Genomic DNA, 16,908 nt, shown 5'->3' on the forward strand with positions numbered 1-16,908 from the left:
TCCGAAATCGAAATTCCGAAATCCGATATAACCACCTACAGGTAGGTATACTTCACCTCCGTTAAATACAACCCGCAGGCGGGTACGCTGGTACCGGCATTTGAGCGGTTTTTACTTTCAATTATCTGGCGCACGGCTTCGGGTGCTATTTCCTGCTTGCCTACCATCATCAGCGTGCCCACGATGGCCCGCACCATGTTTCGTAAAAACCTATCGGCCGAAATATGGAAAACCATACCCTGCTCCGTTCTTTCCCATACGGCCCGGCTTATTTTACAATTATTGGTTTTAACCTGTGTATTTGATTTACTGAAACAGCTAAAATCAATATATTCCATCATGATGGCAGCGGCCTGGTTCATCAGGTCTATATCGGGCACATCACGCAATTGCCATGAATATCCGCGTAAAAAAGGGTCTTTATTAAAATGTATATGGTATTGATATGATCGTAGAGTAGCATCAAACCGTGCATGCGCACAGACATGAACCGGAATGATATTTTTTATGGCGATATCTGGCGGAAGAATTGAATTTAAACTGCGAATTTTTAGTCCATAATCGATGACCGATGGTTCATGGTTATTGATTTCACCACCGCCTGTGGACAATGGATTGTAGGGCTCCACATCAAAATGCGCAAAAAATTCACGGGCATGCACGCCTGTATCGGTACGGCCGCAGCCAGTGGTTTCAACAGGTTGCCGCAAAATAGTTGCCAGGGCCTTATTCAGTACCTCCTGCACACTTTCAGCATTTTGCTGTACCTGCCAGCCATGATAGTTGGTGCCATCATAAGCCAGTTCAATAAAATAGCGTTGTTTAGCCGTCACGCGGCAAAGTTAACAATATGCGGGGTAAGGGAATTCATTATTTGGTCAAAGTTGAGGGGGCAGGTGAAGACTCACCCCGGCATCGCTTCGCTCGCCGACGCTCTCTACGCCTGCGGCGCAAAGAGGGGATTTTCTTTTTTGGGGGAGGGATAAAAAATTGCATTTTTCCAAACCCTCTTTGCGGCGGAGCCGTAGAGGGTGGTCCAGCGAAGCGCAGATCGGGTGAGTCGGCTTACGGAGCCGGCTCGCTGATATATTCTTTATAGATAGACTCAAACATGATCCTGTCTTCCACCGCCTGGTTAAAAGGTTTATCTAAAAAAGTATTGCTGTACCCTATGGCCCTTGCCAGGTTTTTTAATACCTTAAAATAAGTAACCTCAATACCTTCAATTAACTGCAGGTAAAAAACGATAAAAACATCGCGCTCCATTGGAGTTTTACCCGCCTTAATGGCCGATATATAGGCTTCAAGGGTCATGGCCTTCATCCCCAAAACACTGATTTTAGACTGATCTTCGCTGATGGAATTAAATATGCCGTCGAGGTGCTGCAATTGTTCTGCGGCGTCGTTAGTACACTCCTGAATAGCGTTTTTTAAAAACTGCAGTGTTGCCAAACCTTTAATCTCTTCAAAAAAATTTATCAGGTGTTGTTTGCCGCAATAAATGCTGTTGAGGTGTTCCAGAAATATTTTTTTTAAATGCTCGTCTTCAAACTTCACATCCTGTGGAGAAAGGTCATTAACTGGGGGTCGGGTCATTGCACTAGTTATTTAATCGGAAAATCATTATAAATATACAGCATTAATTTATCATTAAAAGCAAATTCACCGATCAATAAAAATGCCCTGCGGCAATAATTAAAACAATTATATTTGCCTTTATAATTTTACTATCATGCTGCAACGAATACAAAGCGTTTACCTGTTATTTGCCAGCCTTGTGCTGTTTGCCCTGTTCTTTTTTCCACTGGCGCACAATGTTTATGTAGCCGGCAAACCAGTAAGCATTATGGTTACAGGAATTCTCCAGGACGATAATGGCGCGCAAAAACATACCGAATCTTTTACAGCCCTTACGGCCGCAACTGCCATTGCGGGGTTAATACCGCTGGTCATTATTTTTCTGTTCAAAAACCGCAAACAACAAATAATGCTTTGCTATGCTGCCATAGTGATCTTAATTGGTTATAGCTTTTGGATGGCCCAAACCGTTAAAGGCGCAGTAGGCAGCATCCAGCTCGATGCGCGCACCATGGGTATTGGATTATTCCTTACCTCGATAAGCATTGTATTGCTGATCATGGCTGCCAAAAGCATTCAAAGAGATGAAAAGCTGATAAAATCGGCTGATAGGTTGAGGTAAAGATTTACCCGCCTGTGCTTCGCTGGGCAACCCTTTAAGCCTGCGGTGGAAAGAGGATTAAGAACTAATAAAAGAACTAAAGATAAAAGACATTATACTTAACCCTCTTTGCTGCAAAGCCAAAGAGAGGATCGGTAAGTGAAGCGATGCCGGGGCGAGTTTAAACCGCAGAACCCGCCCAAGCCCTATATTCCTGATACAAAGCAAGTTTTGCCCCTCACACAAGTATCAAAACTGCAAAAAACAGCTGCTTTTTGAGCCAGAAAATCCCATATTGGCAATAAATAAAAAAGGCATAGGAATTTAAATTTAAAGTTGCTATCTTTGCGCCCGATTTGGCGATGTTGCCAAATTCGTTATTTTAATTCATGAACCCATTTATTCAACTGGGAATCCGTCATGATATTGTTAATGCCATCTCTGAGTTAGGATTTGAAAATCCTACACCAATCCAGGAACAGTCAATCCCGGTATTGTTAACAGGCAGCAACGATTTTGTCGGATTAGCCCAAACCGGGACCGGTAAGACTGCTGCCTTTGGCCTACCATTATTAGAGCTGTTGGATTTCGAAGAAAATCATCCACAGGCACTTGTTTTATGCCCAACGCGTGAACTCTGTTTACAGATCACGAACGACATTAAAAACTACGCCAAACAAATGAACAACGTTCACGTTGTTGCCGTTTATGGTGGTGCAAGTATTTCAGATCAGTTACGCCAGATTAAACGCGGTGTACAGATCGTTGTGGCCACACCAGGCCGTATGCTTGACATCATCAACCGCAAGGCGATAGATTTTTCGCAGGTAAAATACGTAGTATTGGATGAAGCTGATGAAATGCTCAACATGGGCTTTCAGGAAGACATTGATAATATTTTATCTACCACACCCGACGAGAAAAAAACCTGGCTGTTTTCGGCTACCATGCCTGCTGAAGTTAGGCGCATAGCAAAAAAATACATGGATGAGCCTTTTGAGCTTACCATGGGAACAAAAAATACCGGCAATGCCAACATTGAGCACGAATACTACATTGTACGTGCCCGTGATAAGTATGCCGCATTTAAACGTATTGTTGACTTTAACCCTGATATTTTTGGTATTGTATTTTGCCGCACCAAAATAGAAACCCAGGATATTGCAGAGGCCCTTATTAAAGACGGTTACAATGCCGACTCTTTACATGGTGACCTGTCACAGCAACAACGCGACAAAGTAATGAAACGCTACCGTGAGCGCAACCTGCAGCTGTTAATTGCTACCGATGTTGCCGCCCGTGGTATTGATGTTAATGATGTTACACACGTTATCAACTACTCGTTACCTGATGAAGTCGAAAACTACACCCACCGCAGCGGCCGTACAGCCCGTGCCGGTAAAACCGGTGTATCTATAGCCATTGTTAACGGTAAAGAGCTTGGTAAAATACGCCAGATTGAGCGCGTTATAGGTAAAAAGTTTGTAAAAGCCGAAATACCTACAGGTTTTGACGTTTGCGAAAAACAATTGTTCTCGATAGTACATAAAGTACATAACGTAACTGTTAACGAAGAGCAGATTGAACAATACCTGCCGCGCATCATTGAAGAGTTTAAAGATGTAAGCAAAGAGGATTTTATAAAACGTTTTGCTTCCATTGAGTTTAACCGTTTCCTTGATTATTACAAAAACGCGCCAGATCTGAATGCTGGTGTTGAAGAAGGTCGTGCCCGTTTTGAAGAACGTGGAGATCGCGCATCAGGAGGCAAGTCAGCTTACACCCGTTTATTTATAAACTTAGGTTCTGTTGATGAATTTAACCGCGGCGATTTGCTTGGTTACATTTGCAACACTACCAAAATAAGCGGCCGTACTGTTGGTAAAATTGATGTTAAAGGTGTTTATTCATTTTTTGAAGTTCCGCATGAGGACGTCGAAAAAGTAATGACCGCTTATAAAGAGATCGAATACAAAGGTCGCCCTGTAAGGATAGAGATATCTGGCGAGGGAACCAGCGAACGTCGTGAAGGCGGAGGTTACCGTGGTGGCGGCGAACGTCGTGAAGGCGGCTACCGTGGCGGCGAACGCCGTGAAGGTGGTGGAGGTTACCGTGGTGGTGACCGTCGCGAAGGCGGTTATCGTGGTGGCGAAAGAAGCAACAGCGGTTTCCGTGATTTCTCTGGCAAAAGCCGTGAAGATCGACCTGAACGTCGCAGAAGATTCTAATAAAGAGAATCAAGACTTTTAGAATCAGGAATCAAGACAAAACGCCTCAGCTATTAAAGCAAATGTCCTGGCTCTTGATTCTAATCTCTTGACTCTGAATAATAAAGATTGTTTTCATAGCTTCCCTGGTAAAGAAGCATTAGTTTTAGTTTAGTTTTGTTAACAAAGCCTTCAACCTGCCGCCAGCAGCGAAGGCTTTTGTTTTTTAACGCGAAAATTCTACAATATCCGAATCCGGATAAAACAGTGTAAGCTTATGGTCGTCCAGGTTTTTGATCAGGAACTTGGTAAAAGGCCTGCTGCCTTCGTATGATGTAAAAATGGTATCATTTAATACAAAATAATCTTCGGTAACAGGCTTGCCGTCGTCCATGGTAAATCCCTTATCGGTTATTTCCAGCCGGGTATCACCGTTTTTTGACATCCATTTACCTACCAGTTTCTTATTAACCGGGTGCTCGGGCTCAGCGCCGCAGGCGGCGACAAATAATAGTAATCCAAATACCGGGACCATTAAAGCGTTTTTTTTCATAATGCGTTTCTTATGCCCTTAGCCGGTGCTGTTGCTTTTATTATTGAGCGGGCTTATCAACCAGGTTTGCTTTTTTAACATATACTCGGTGGCCCTTTTTGTTGATGTAATAATAGTAAGAATTTTTATCGATATAAATAGTTTGGCCGCCCGGACCAACTTTACCTTCATATTTTTTATCAACCACACCCGATGCGCCCTTAGCCGCTATTTCGGATGTTTTATGCCCAACTTTTTTTGCGGTATTGCCAATTTTATGGCCCAGTGTTGAATCCTTGTGGGTTTGGGCAAAAGCCGGCGAAATCATGAAAGTTCCGGCAGCAAACATGGCTATTTTGAATAAATTTTTCATAAGAGGCTGTAATTAAGTTTATTTATAATAATCAGCTCAATTTTTCTGCCAAATTCTTCATTTCAAATACGGGCGGGCTTTTTTGGTATAAAATAGCATAAACAGCATCACAAATAGGCATGCTTACCTTGTATTGTTTATTTACCTGCTGTAGGCAATTTACTGCATAATAACCTTCAGCTATCATATTCATTTCCAGTTGGGCCGATGTTACCGTGTACCCCTTGCCTATCATATTGCCAAAGGTGCGGTTGCGGCTAAACTGCGAGTAAGCGGTAACCAGCAAATCGCCCAGGTAAGCCGACTCTTTAATATCTCTGTCAATCGGATGTACCGCAGCTACAAACCTTTCCAGCTCACGTATAGCGTTTGATATGAGTACCGCCTGAAAATTATCGCCATATCCTACTCCGTGGCAAATGCCGCTGGCAATAGCATACACGTTTTTTAATACCGCGCCATATTCGGTGCCATAAATATCGTCAGACACTATGGTTTTAATGTAACGGGTATTGATCATGCCGGCAAATTCAGCGGCAAGCGCCGTACCGCGCGAGGCTATGGTCAGGTATGATAGCTTTTCCAGCGCTACTTCCTCGGCATGGCACGGTCCGCTGATCACCATAAAATCATCGAATGAAACATCCATTTTGCGGTTTAAAAACTCGCCAATAATTAAGTTTTCATCGGGCACAATCCCCTTTATAGCCGATACTATTTTCTTGCCGGCCAGGTCGGCAGGAGTTATACTGCTCAGCGCCTCTTTTAAAAACGCCGCGGGTACGTTAAGCAGTACAGTATCGGCAAGCTGTATAATATCCTTTAAGTTATTGGAGATATTTTCTTTAGGTAATTTTACTTCAACCGAGCTTAAGTAATGCGGGTTATGCCCAAATTTATGCAAATGCTCAACTGCCTGGGCGTTACGCATCCACCAAAAAATTTCCTTTTCTGTAGTGTTATCAGCCAGCATTTTAATATTGGCTGTCGCCCAGCTCCCTCCGCCGATAACCGCTATCTTATTCTTTTTATGCATTAGGTAGTGTGGTCAGGTTTTAATTGACACAGCAAATTAATGAAATATTATGCAGATTTTTCAAGTAGGCAATATCATACCAAACACAAAGAGTTAAAATAAACTAAATTGGTTAAGTTTGGTTAAGCTATATTACTTATGCACCCATCTGCCCGCAAAACATTTAATGAGGATTTCACTCCCCAAAAGTATCAGGCTTTCTTAAACCGGTTAAATAGCGGTTTGCACACTGATGTACCGTTCAGGGTAGCCGAAACGCCGGTTTTCATGACTGCCGACTTTACAAACAAGCTCATAGCCGCGGGTGACGATATTATTGATACCATTTTACAACCCGGTTTTAAGGAGCTTACAGAACGTGCTATACCCGATAAATGGCGGGTGGCCAACGAAACCGGGCATCCTCATTTTATAGCCCTTGATTTTGGCATTTGTAAAAACGCCGATGGCCACATCGTTCCGCAGCTTATCGAGCTGCAGGGCTTTCCGTCATTGTACGGCTTTCAGGTTCATTTGGGTGATACCTATCGGGAGGTTTTTGAGATTCCCGCCGATGAAACTGTTTATTTTAATGAGCTTGATAAAGATTCGTATATGTATCTGCTCAAAAAAACCATCCTCGGCCCCTTCCGGCCCGACGAAGTGGTGCTGATGGATGTAAACGCCCCCGAACAAAAAACCGCGGTAGATTTTTATCTTACACAGCAATACCTGGGCATTCCGGTAGTATCACTGAGCGACCTTCAACAGCTGGGCAATCAACTTTTTTATGAGACTGGTGGTGAAAAAAAACGCATCAGGCGTATTTATAACAGGCTGATATTTGATGAGATAGATGGCGATGATACCATTTTTGACAGGGTGGTTGATATCCGCCGGCCACTTGATGTAGAGTGGATAACCCATCCCAACTGGTTTTACCGCATCAGCAAGTTTACCATGCCTTTTTTAAAAGGCGATTACATACCCCAAACACATTTTTTGCATCAAATAAGTCAAATTCCTGCCGATCTGGAAAACTATGTGCTCAAACCGTTGTTCTCATTTGCGGGCCAGGGGGTAATTATTGATGTTACGGAAAATGACATCAGAAATATAACCGATCCGGAAAACTGGATTTTACAGCAAAAGGTAAACTACGAGCCTGTAGTGCAGGCGCCCGATGGCGGTGTAAAAGCCGAAATACGCCTGCTGTACCTGTGGCCAGATGGAGACGCGAAGCCTACACTGGCCATTAACCTGGCCAGGCTAAGCCGTGGAAAAATGATAGGGGTGCGCTATAATAAAGATTTTAACTGGGTTGGCGGAACAATTGCCTTTATGCCACGTTAAACCTTATACTATTTGGTGCATCTAAAACGTATAAATTAAAAATGTGTATTTTTGCATTATGAATATTCAGGCCATTATAGTAATAGTTCTTTTTGCTGGCGCGATTTTCTACATCGGTCGTATGATGTATAAGAGCCTGACTGCCAAAAAAGGGTGTGGTAGTAATTGTAAATGCGGTGTTGATTTTTCTGGTATTGAACCTGGTAAAACACAAAAATAACCGGCAAATACCATTCATTAAATCTTCATCTGTAAACAATACTTTTAATAAAAGTAATTTCACTTAATGTCTTCAAACAAGCACAAGCAAGTTTTTCAGGCCGATTCTCCGGGTAGATGGAATAAATTCAAGTGGCTCAGCCGTGTACTCCTTGCAGTTCTTATTATTGGGATAGTAGCCGTTATAGTTACCATAAAATCAACTTACTATCCCGATCTACCAAATCTGAACCCGACACCAAAAAAAATGTCGAAAGAGGAACTGGAACAGTTAAAAAAATCAACCAAGTTCAGATCTTTCCGCATACAAAAGTCGGAGATTGAGGCTATGGAGCGCGCCAGGCGCCTGCATCAGATCAAACATCCTAATAACAAAGATGGCATTAACGCCGCCTTCTACCGTGCCTGGGAACCTCAGGCCTATAATTCCTTAATAACCAACCTGGGTCACCTGGATATGGTGATCAGTGAGGGCTTTTCTATTGCCCCGGGTGTTGATACCGTAATTACCAAGGTTGATACCGGCCTTACCAATCTGAATAAAAAATACAACAAGCCTGTTTTACTTACCCTCTCCAACTATGTGAATTACAATAATGTGAGCGGTGGTTATGACACTAAGGATGTTGAACGTATCATTAAGAACAAAAAACTCCGCGACGGCTTTATCAATAGCATTGTTAACGCGCTTACCAAAGGTAAGTTTAAAGGCATAAATGTTGATCTTGACGATATCAAAGACCGGAACAGCAAAACCTACCTAGCTTTTTTGAAGCAGCTTTATACCACCCTGCATGCTAAAAATTTCCTGGTTACCCAAAATATAGTACCCGAAGATGAGGCCTATGATATCGTTAAACTGCAGCATTATAACGACTACTTGTTTGTTATGGCTATTGATGAGCATAGCGAAGCGAGCAATGCGGGCGATCTTTCGAATCAGCATTGGGTAGAGCAGATACTTGATGACGTTTGTTCAAAAATACCCAGCGAGAAGGTTATTTTAACCTTTGCGGGTGGCGCCTATGACTGGCCTGAAAACAGCGTAGGAAAATCAATAGGCTACCAACAGGCCATTAGTACGGCCGAGGAGAAAAAAAGCAAGATCACCTTCGACCCGATGTCTGCAAACCTCCATTTCAATTATATTGATCAGGACAGCCTGCAACATACCATTTATTTTACTGACGCTGCCACCAACTTTAACATCATCCGCATGGCCGACGACTGGGGAACCGGCGGTGTGGCGTTATGGCGCCTGGGTGTAGAAGATCCGCGCCTGTGGTCGTTCTTTCAGAAAAACCTGTCTATCGATTCTTTAAAGAAAACAGGTGTCGATTTGAAGAAACTGACCTCCGTAGGTTTAAATAACCGCGTAAATGTTGATTATGATGGCGACGGAGAAGTACTTGATTTGATAACCACCCCAACTACCGGCGAGATCAACGTAAAGCTGGATACCTCCAACTATACCATTACCGATCAGCAATATATTAAGCTGCCAACCAAATATGTGATCCGTCGCTATGGTTATGCGCCTAAAAAAGTTGTTTTAACTTTCGATGATGGCCCGGATCCGGATTTTACGCCACGTATTTTAGATATATTAAAAAAAGAAAATGTACCTGCGGCATTTTTTATAGTAGGCTCCATGGCCGAAAAAAATATGCAGTTGGTGCGCCGCGAATACGAAGAAGGCTATGAAATTGGTAACCACACCTTTTTCCATCCGGATATTTCAACCATCAGTCTTGACCGTGTTGTGCTGGAGCTCAACTCTACCCGTAAGCTCATCGAATCTATAACCGGACGCAGTACCATATTATTCAGGCCGCCGTTTAATGCCGATGCCGAGCCGCAGACCCTTGCTGAGGTTATACCCGTTGCCGAAAGCCGCCGCCAAAGCTACATTACCATTGGCGAATCAATTGATCCCTGGGACTGGCAGCCCGGCGTAACCGCCGATAGTATTATTGCCCGCACCATCAGGCAAAAGGATAACGGCTCCATGATATTATTGCATGACGCCGGCGGCGATACCCGCGAAGAAACAGTAAAAGCCCTGCCTGCAATAATAAAATACTTTAAGGAAAATGGTTACCAGTTTACCACCATTGCCGATGTATTGGGTAAAACCAAGGCCGACCTGATGCCGCCCATAAAGAACGATCCGAACACCGGCATATTTGGCCCTGTTTATGACGCCTTTGTACATGGTTATTATTACATCAACTGGATACTGATATATGTATTCCTATCGGCTATTTTCCTGGCTATCGGCCGTATTGTACTCATTGGCATACTGGCGGTAAGGCAGCATAGCGAAAATAAAAAGATGGTACGCCAGCGCGGCACCGATATTCCGCTGCCGCCGGTAAGTATTATAGTGCCCGCCTACAACGAGGAGGTTAACGCAGTTGCAACCATCCAAAGTTTATTAAAAACCGAATATCCGTCATTCGAGATCATTTTTGTAGACGACGGATCAAAAGATAAAACTTACGAGGTAGTTAATGCGGCTTATGAAGGTAACCCGCTGGTTAAAATATTAACCAAGCCAAATGGCGGTAAGGCATCGGCCCTTAACTTTGGCATTACCCATGCTCAAAGCGATTATGTAGTTTGTATTGACGCCGATACCCAGCTCAAAACAGACGCCATCTATCACCTGATGACCTATTTTACTGATGAAGAGATAGGCGCGGTGGCAGGTACCGTTAAAGTGGGTAACGAAACTAATATCATTACTCGCTGGCAGTCTATCGAATACATTACGGCACAGAATATGGACCGCAGGGCATTTGACCTCATTAACAGCATTACCGTGGTACCTGGTGCCATAGGCGCATTCCGTAAATCGGCTATATTTAAGGCAGGTGGATTTACTTATGACACCCTTGCCGAAGATTGCGACCTCACCATGCGCATACTAAAACAGGGCTATATTGTAAGGAATTGCGCGGAGGCACTCGCCTATACCGAAGCGCCCGAAACTATTAACATGTTACTAAAACAGCGTTTCCGCTGGAGCTTTGGCGTAATACAAAGTTTCTGGAAAAACCGGGATGCGCTGTTCAATAAAAAGTATAAGTTCTTTGGGATGGTGGGGATGCCTAATATCCTCATCTTCCAGATCATATTACCGCTGTTTTCGCCCCTGGCCGATCTGATGATGATACTCGCCCTCTTTGGCGCCAAACCCGAAAAAATGCTGTTTTATTATTTAGCATTTGTTCTGATTGACTTTGTGGTGGGTATCATTGCTTTCCGTATGGAAAAAGAAGATTACAAAAAGCTCATTTACATTATACCTCAGCGTTTCATGTGGCGGCAACTGATGTACTACGTGCTGTTTAAATCGATCAGAAAAGCGCTAAAAGGTGAGTTAAGCAGTTGGGGTGTACTGAAGCGCACAGGTAATGTAAATGTTAAAACCAAAAAGGCCAAAACACAGCCGATATATATTGTTGTAATTGTCCTGGTATTGGCCTTAGTGTCATACTTGTTATTTAAGCGGTTTAGTTAGGCGGTAATAACACATTGCGCCCAACGCAACAAAAAAAGGCTAAGGTGATCACCTTAGCCTTTTTTGCTTAGAGCTACTTTGCTTCCTGGGAAGACTCACCCGATCTGCGCTTCGCTGGATCACCCTCCTACGGCTTCGCCGCAAAGAGGATTGGGCCAAGTATTACTTTTAATTTATTTCCCCTTTTGCTATTCGAAGTCAGAAGACTTCGAATAATTATGCCTGTAGTCTTCAGACTACAGGTTATATCAATCTCTTTCAATAAGACAAACTGCGTAAGCTACCACGCCCTCCTCGCGGCCTATAAAGCCCAATTTTTCATTGGTAGTAGCTTTAATGGAGATATCATCTTCGCTTATAGACGCTGCTTCTGCTATATGCGTTTTCATAGCGGGTATATGCGGGTTTATTTTGGGCGCTTCGAGGCATACCATAGCATCAATATTACCAATGCTGAAACCTTTCTCCTTTATAAGCGCAACCACATGCTGTAGCAAAACCAGGCTGCTGATGCCTTTCCAGCGATTATCGGTATTTGAAAAATGAAAGCCTATATCGCGCAAATTGGCGGCCCCCAGCAGGGCATCGCAAATGGCGTGTAACAATACATCGGCGTCTGAATGGCCATAGGCACCGGCATGGTGTTCTAAATTTACGCCGCCTAAAACAAAAGGGTGTTGCTCTTTTAACTGGTGTACATCAAACCCAAAACCTACCTTAATTTTACCCATTATCTTCTGCTCGCATTTGTGGTACCGCCAAAATTTGCCGACAAGGTAAAGCGCAACGTATTGGCCAAAGCGCTGTTTTGCTGGCTGGCAGCCAGGTACGAAAAATCAAAATTAAAAATATCATATTTCAGGCCAAATCCCAGCGTTAGGTAGTGCCTGCCGCCCTTTGACGGGTTTTCATAAAAATATCCGGCCCTTAGGGCAAATTGTTGATTATACCAGTATTCGGCACCCGGCGAAAGGCTGATCTCCTTAAGCTCTTCGCTCAAACCGCCCCGTGCATCGGTAAACGACCTGAAAATACCCGACGGTACGGATACATCAGTTATAATACCTGTTGAATCGCGCCCGGTAGGCACCAGTAATTTATTCAGATCAAGCGTAAGGGTAAGTTGATTGGTTTCATCAAAATTCCAGGTATTTGCTGCGCCAATTTTTAAATTTGCCGGTAAAAAGTAGGCTGGCTCCACATCGCTATAGCTTATTTTCGATCCTATGTTTGATATATGCGCCCCAAAGGCAAAAAGGTTATCATCACCATACGGCTTTTTATAGTATAAAGAAACATCGGCAGCAACCGCGTTACCGGGTTTGTTAACCTGACCCGAGCCACCGGCAAAACCTATACTGGAAATGTTTGACCTGATGTAACGCATAGTTAAGCCCAGTGAAAGATTCTCACCAAACGTACGGGCAAAAGATACATCAAACGAAAGTTCATTAGGGGTGTAGGTGCCCAGATCATTAGCATTAATGTCTGTAAGCGGCACCGATCCATAATTAAAATAACGCAGTGATGCACCCAGTGTGTTACGCTCGCTTAATTTATGCGCGTAACTGAGGTATGACAGGCTGATATCGGGCACCAGATGCCTTAGCCATGGGCTGTATGATAAAGCAAGCGCATCGTTGTTTTCGAGGAAGGCCAGCTTTGCAGGGTTCCAGAAATTAGCATTAACATCGGGCGATATTGCCACACCTGCTTCACCCATAGCACCCGACCTTGAATCGGGGGCGATATTCAGGAAAGGTACCTGTACAGGTATTGCATTAACATTACTTCCGTTTGGATTTGTGCCCCCTGTTTGCGCAGCAACCGCAAAGGGAAGCAAAAACAGCACTAAATGAACAATACAGCGAAAGGTAAAAAGCTTCATTGGGTGCAATTTAGCTTTTATAATTTAAAAGCTATATAGACTTACTACACAATTTAGAGAAATAATTTACACAATTGCATTACCAAAAAAGTAAACATATGCAACCAATTTTGCCAAATCCTCGTTCAAGTGCCTGATAATAGTTTGATTTATTTTTAATAATAGCTTAGGTACATTAGCATTATATTCATTTTTTTCTAAATTTACCTGACAATATAACTGTAAAAATATGAAAGTACTTTTTACTAAATCTGCTTTGGTGCTGTTGGCTTTAGGTGCCCTGGTAAGCAGCTGCAGTAAACGCGAACAGTCGCAAAAAACCGGGATCACATATAACGACAAAAACAATGGTGGTTATGTGCGCTTCAGGCAAACCCACCCCTCTCCGGGCCCGGGTTTGGTGCCTATTGAAGGCGGTACTTTTGTAATGGGCGGCAGTGCCGATCAGGACGTTGCCTATGATTACAATAATGTGCGGCGCAGGGTAACTGTTCCATCGTTTTACATGGATGAAACTGAGGTATCAAACCAGGACTGGCTTGATTACCTGCACTGGACAGCCGTCACCTTCCCTAATGACCGTGAATTATATTATGATGCTTTGCCCGATACCCTGGTATGGCGTAAACCACTTTCGTACAATGAGCCTTATGTAGATAACTATCTGCGGCACCCGGCTTTTCAGGATTATCCTGTGGTGGGTGTAACCTGGGAACAGGCGCAGGATTACTGCCAATGGCGTACAGATCGCACCAACGAGAACATCCTGCGCGAATCAGGCAAAATGGTAGCCTGGAAAGATTTAAATGGTAATGGTAAAGCAGGTGCAGGTGGCGCAGCTGCTACAAATGCGGCCAACGCCAATACAGCTAACGGAGCAAACGGCGCCAACACAACAGCTGCTGCCACTAACGGGGGTCAGGAGCCATTTAATACTGAAATATACCTTAACGGTCAATTGAAAGGTCCAGGATATGATGGCAAGAAGATGATGCCCGATTTGAGCCCTAATGCACAAGCAGGCGCCGGTAAGGGTGGCAAACCTGTAAGGCCGGTACGTATGGAAGATGGCATCCTTAAACAAGGTTACAGGCTTCCGTCAGAAGCTGAATGGGAATACGCAGCGCTGGCACTGGCGGGCAACACCCAGTTTGAAAACATTGACGATGGCAAAATGTATCCATGGAATGGTTTAGGCGTACGTTCGGCTAAAAGCAAAACCCGTGGTTTGATTTTAGCTAACTTTAAACGCGGCAACGGCGATAATGCCGGTGTTGGGGGCTATCTGAATGATAAAGCCGATATTACCGCTCCGGTAAGGGCCTACGCGCCAAATGACTTTGGTTTATACAATATGGCTGGCAACGTGAATGAGTGGGTGGCCGATACTTATCGCCAAACCTCATTTGAGGAGTTTGATGATTTTAACCCTTTCCGCGGTAACGAGTACACCAATAAACGTTTGGCCGACCCATCAAAAGGCCTTTACGCTAAAGACAAATATGGCCGTCCTATTAAAGATCCGGCTAAATCGAATAAAAAATTAAAATACAGCGAGCTTTTGGCAATGCAAGGCCAGGCCGATTCGGCCAGTGCGGCGGCCGCAGCTCCGGCAAATGGTAACGCTGCTGCCAACACTGCTAATGCAAACGCCCAGCTTGCTACTAAAAACTCTGGCAAACCCTTTAATGCCGATTTGAGGGGAGAAAGGGATACGGTTAACATGGCGCTTTATGGCAACACTACACTGGTTAATAACCGGTCGAAAGTTTATAAAGGCGGTTCATGGAACGATATGGCCTACTGGTTAAACCCGGCAACGCGCCGCTTTATGGACCAGGATGAGGCGAGTGCCGAAGTTGGTTTCCGCTGCGCGATGACTTTGGTTGGTGCCCCTGAAATTTACCCGGCGGGTAAACCGCATTACAGTATTAAAAAAGCTAAGGCCTTTAAATCAAGATAAGAGGCTGCATTATAAAATAATAAACAGGAAAGGCCGTTCGATAAAGAACGGCCTTTCCTGTTTATAAGTTCTCTGGAATGAAACAACCGGAGCCTAAGAGTTACTTGAAGCAATGCAATCATCAGGATGATATCTGACAAAGATCCAATTATTATCCCGAGGCTATATCAAAAGAACCGGGACACAAAAAACCCCGGCATCTTTTACTAATACCGGGGTTACAGCTTATAATCGGTTCTGATTATTGATAACCATCGTTTTGAATTAAGTTAGGATTGGCATCCCTTTCACGCTTAGGTATGGGGAATATGAGTTTTGCCGAATCCCAATTAAAAGTAGCAGTTATATTGCCATCTTCGTCTTTCGTTACGGTACTTTCTTTATAGCGTTTTAAATCATTCAATCTAAACCCTTCAAAAGCAAGTTCCACACGGCGCTCATGTTTAACGGCAGCAAACAAGGTAGTAGCATTGTTGGCCGTTGTATTAGGTAATTTTGCCCGTTTACGAACTATATTGATGTCGGCAGCAGCACCTGCTAAATTAGGTGCTGGTCTTCTTATTCTTGCTTCCGCTCTTATCAAATAAATTTCGGCTAAGCGTATCAATACAACATTGCCATACACATTATTAAACTTGGCCGTATAAATATCACCATCATCAAAAAATTCATTGGCACGGTCGTCGCCCTTTTCATAAAGATCAAAATGCTGATCGTTCATGATAGTTTCACCACGGCCGCCAAATTCCGAACCTGCAAAAATTTCGTTAAGCGCATTAAAGCCTGATTGGCTTGACATTTGAATAGCAAATATATCTTCGGAGGTATTGAATACGTGTGTTGGCTGCTCCGGATTCTGGAACTCATCTGCAAATAAGGGCACCAAACTATAAATGTCGCTGCTTATTATTTTTGTTGCCTCGGCTTCTGCCTGGGTAAAATTCTCTTGGGTAAGATAAATTCTCGCCAGCACTGCTGATGCTGCTGATGAGCTGGCATAAGTTGACTTAGCAACTTCAAGCTTGCTCTCGGCGGTTGTTAAATCTGATATAGCTTGTGCATACACTTCGGCAACTGTATTACGTTTAACTAATTGTATGCCCGGTATTGTAGTTGTAGGTGTAAGTACAACTGGCACCCCTAAATTTGATGATGGAGTACCATCATTCCAGGCTTTGCCAAAAGTTCTGGCAAGATCAAAATACGTCATACCACGCAAAAACCTCGCTTCACCCTCTACCTTGTCCTTTTTATTTGGATCAACCAGGTTTAAATTGGCCAAAACAGTATTACATACATTTATAGTATTATAACCGTCATCCCAAACCCCTTCAACATAAAAGTTATTGATGGTTATCGCTTTATTACTAAGCTGAGTGTAGTCAAAAAATGACCCAAAATAAGAAAAGTCACCATCATCCGCCAAAAAGTCGGTGGTTGACATCAGCCGGCCTCCATAAACACCTCTAAGTGCCGCAGCTGTATATGCGCCAATCAGTACGCCTTCCACATCTTTTGACGTTTTTATAGCCAAATCCTGCTCAACATTATCTACAGGCTTAATATCTAATTGTTTTTTACAGCCCGTGTTATAAAGCATCATGAATAAACTTAATGCTATTAATATATATCTAATTTTTTTCATCGTCTTCT

The 16,908-nt window shown here is 43.4% G+C and carries 14 protein-coding genes; 6 read left to right on the plus strand and 8 right to left on the minus strand.

Going from position 1 to position 16,908, the window contains the following annotated elements; translation table 11 throughout:
* Positions 1-35: 35 nt before the first annotated feature.
* The gene (truA, locus tag SNE25_RS31075; RefSeq protein WP_321562894.1) at positions 36-833 is read right to left on the minus strand and encodes a tRNA pseudouridine(38-40) synthase TruA; all 798 of its coding nucleotides are present in this window, start codon (positions 831-833) and stop codon (positions 36-38) included.
* A gap of 232 nt (positions 834-1,065) precedes the next feature.
* Positions 1,066-1,596, minus strand: coding sequence for a DUF892 family protein (locus SNE25_RS31080; protein ID WP_321562895.1), 531 nt, complete (start codon positions 1,594-1,596; stop codon positions 1,066-1,068).
* Between the two features lie 136 nt (positions 1,597-1,732).
* Between SNE25_RS31080 and SNE25_RS31085 the strand changes: the two genes are divergently transcribed.
* Both SNE25_RS31085 and SNE25_RS31090 read left to right on the plus strand, forming a co-directional pair.
* A complete protein-coding gene (locus tag SNE25_RS31085; protein ID WP_321562896.1) occupies positions 1,733-2,200 on the plus strand; it encodes a DUF4293 domain-containing protein in 468 nt (155 codons plus the stop codon).
* 368 nt (positions 2,201-2,568) lie between these two features.
* Entirely contained in the window at positions 2,569-4,407 is a 1,839-nt protein-coding gene (locus tag SNE25_RS31090; RefSeq protein ID WP_321562897.1) for a DEAD/DEAH box helicase, read from the plus strand.
* Positions 4,408-4,612: 205 nt separating this feature from the next.
* Here SNE25_RS31090 and SNE25_RS31095 read toward each other — a convergent pair whose 3' ends face one another.
* Genes SNE25_RS31095 through SNE25_RS31105 form a run of 3 tightly spaced genes read right to left on the minus strand, consistent with a single transcriptional unit; the run spans position 4,613 to position 6,327 of the window.
* Complete coding sequence (locus SNE25_RS31095) at positions 4,613-4,939, minus strand: hypothetical protein (RefSeq protein ID WP_321562898.1); 327 nt, start codon at positions 4,937-4,939, stop codon at positions 4,613-4,615.
* Positions 4,940-4,979: 40 nt separating this feature from the next.
* Positions 4,980-5,291 (minus strand): hypothetical protein, encoded by a 312-nt coding sequence (locus tag SNE25_RS31100; RefSeq protein ID WP_321562899.1) that lies wholly within the window; start codon positions 5,289-5,291, stop codon positions 4,980-4,982.
* Positions 5,292-5,322: 31 nt separating this feature from the next.
* Positions 5,323-6,327 carry an NAD(P)H-dependent glycerol-3-phosphate dehydrogenase gene (locus SNE25_RS31105; protein ID WP_321562900.1) on the minus strand — a complete coding sequence of 335 codons (1,005 nt, stop codon included), beginning with the start codon at positions 6,325-6,327 and terminating at the stop codon, positions 5,323-5,325.
* A gap of 138 nt (positions 6,328-6,465) precedes the next feature.
* On the opposite strand from SNE25_RS31105, the gene SNE25_RS31110 reads away from it, so the two are divergent.
* From SNE25_RS31110 to SNE25_RS31120, 3 genes are all read left to right on the plus strand, one after another.
* On the plus strand, positions 6,466-7,659 hold the full coding sequence (locus SNE25_RS31110) for a hypothetical protein (protein ID WP_321562901.1): 1,194 nt from the start codon (positions 6,466-6,468) through the stop codon (positions 7,657-7,659).
* Between the two features lie 58 nt (positions 7,660-7,717).
* On the plus strand, positions 7,718-7,879 hold the full coding sequence (locus SNE25_RS31115; protein ID WP_321562902.1) for a FeoB-associated Cys-rich membrane protein: 162 nt from the start codon (positions 7,718-7,720) through the stop codon (positions 7,877-7,879).
* A gap of 66 nt (positions 7,880-7,945) precedes the next feature.
* Positions 7,946-11,404 carry a glycosyltransferase gene (locus tag SNE25_RS31120; protein ID WP_321562903.1) on the plus strand — a complete coding sequence of 1,153 codons (3,459 nt, stop codon included), beginning with the start codon at positions 7,946-7,948 and terminating at the stop codon, positions 11,402-11,404.
* 248 nt (positions 11,405-11,652) lie between these two features.
* Here the strand turns inward: SNE25_RS31120 and ispF are convergent, their stop codons facing one another.
* Together ispF and porV are read right to left on the minus strand one after the other, a co-directional pair.
* On the minus strand, positions 11,653-12,135 hold the full coding sequence (ispF, locus tag SNE25_RS31125; RefSeq protein ID WP_321562904.1) for a 2-C-methyl-D-erythritol 2,4-cyclodiphosphate synthase: 483 nt from the start codon (positions 12,133-12,135) through the stop codon (positions 11,653-11,655).
* A complete protein-coding gene (gene porV, locus SNE25_RS31130) occupies positions 12,135-13,292 on the minus strand; it encodes a type IX secretion system outer membrane channel protein PorV (RefSeq protein ID WP_321562905.1) in 1,158 nt (385 codons plus the stop codon). Before porV ends, ispF begins: the two co-directional genes overlap by 1 nt.
* Before the next feature lie 229 nt (positions 13,293-13,521).
* Here porV and SNE25_RS31135 point away from each other — a divergent pair, with 229 nt between their 5' ends.
* Positions 13,522-15,255 carry an SUMF1/EgtB/PvdO family nonheme iron enzyme gene (locus SNE25_RS31135; protein ID WP_321562906.1) on the plus strand — a complete coding sequence of 578 codons (1,734 nt, stop codon included), beginning with the start codon at positions 13,522-13,524 and terminating at the stop codon, positions 15,253-15,255.
* Between the two features lie 241 nt (positions 15,256-15,496).
* On the opposite strand, the gene SNE25_RS31140 is transcribed toward SNE25_RS31135, so the two are convergent.
* Entirely contained in the window at positions 15,497-16,900 is a 1,404-nt protein-coding gene (locus SNE25_RS31140; protein ID WP_321562907.1) for a RagB/SusD family nutrient uptake outer membrane protein, read from the minus strand.
* Between the last annotated feature and the right edge of the window lie 8 nt (positions 16,901-16,908).

The organism is Mucilaginibacter sabulilitoris, assembly GCF_034262375.1.
GTDB lineage: Bacteria > Bacteroidota > Bacteroidia > Sphingobacteriales > Sphingobacteriaceae > Mucilaginibacter > Mucilaginibacter sabulilitoris.

Excerpts from the sequence above, each read along its gene's own strand:
- SNE25_RS31100 (WP_321562899.1), bottom strand. The coding sequence starts at position 5,291 with ATGAAAAATTTATTCAAAATAGCCATGTTTGCTGCCGGAACTTTCATG.
- SNE25_RS31090 (WP_321562897.1), top strand. The coding sequence starts at position 2,569 with ATGAACCCATTTATTCAACTGGGAATCCGTCATGATATTGTTAATGCC.
- porV (WP_321562905.1), bottom strand. The coding sequence starts at position 13,292 with ATGAAGCTTTTTACCTTTCGCTGTATTGTTCATTTAGTGCTGTTTTTG.
- SNE25_RS31115 (WP_321562902.1), top strand. The coding sequence starts at position 7,718 with ATGAATATTCAGGCCATTATAGTAATAGTTCTTTTTGCTGGCGCGATT.
- SNE25_RS31140 (WP_321562907.1), bottom strand. The coding sequence starts at position 16,900 with ATGAAAAAAATTAGATATATATTAATAGCATTAAGTTTATTCATGATG.
- SNE25_RS31110 (WP_321562901.1), top strand. The coding sequence starts at position 6,466 with ATGCACCCATCTGCCCGCAAAACATTTAATGAGGATTTCACTCCCCAA.
- SNE25_RS31095 (WP_321562898.1), bottom strand. The coding sequence starts at position 4,939 with ATGAAAAAAAACGCTTTAATGGTCCCGGTATTTGGATTACTATTATTT.
- SNE25_RS31105 (WP_321562900.1), bottom strand. The coding sequence starts at position 6,327 with ATGCATAAAAAGAATAAGATAGCGGTTATCGGCGGAGGGAGCTGGGCG.
- SNE25_RS31085 (WP_321562896.1), top strand. The coding sequence starts at position 1,733 with ATGCTGCAACGAATACAAAGCGTTTACCTGTTATTTGCCAGCCTTGTG.
- SNE25_RS31120 (WP_321562903.1), top strand. The coding sequence starts at position 7,946 with ATGTCTTCAAACAAGCACAAGCAAGTTTTTCAGGCCGATTCTCCGGGT.
- ispF (WP_321562904.1), bottom strand. The coding sequence starts at position 12,135 with ATGGGTAAAATTAAGGTAGGTTTTGGGTTTGATGTACACCAGTTAAAA.
- SNE25_RS31080 (WP_321562895.1), bottom strand. The coding sequence starts at position 1,596 with ATGACCCGACCCCCAGTTAATGACCTTTCTCCACAGGATGTGAAGTTT.
- SNE25_RS31135 (WP_321562906.1), top strand. The coding sequence starts at position 13,522 with ATGAAAGTACTTTTTACTAAATCTGCTTTGGTGCTGTTGGCTTTAGGT.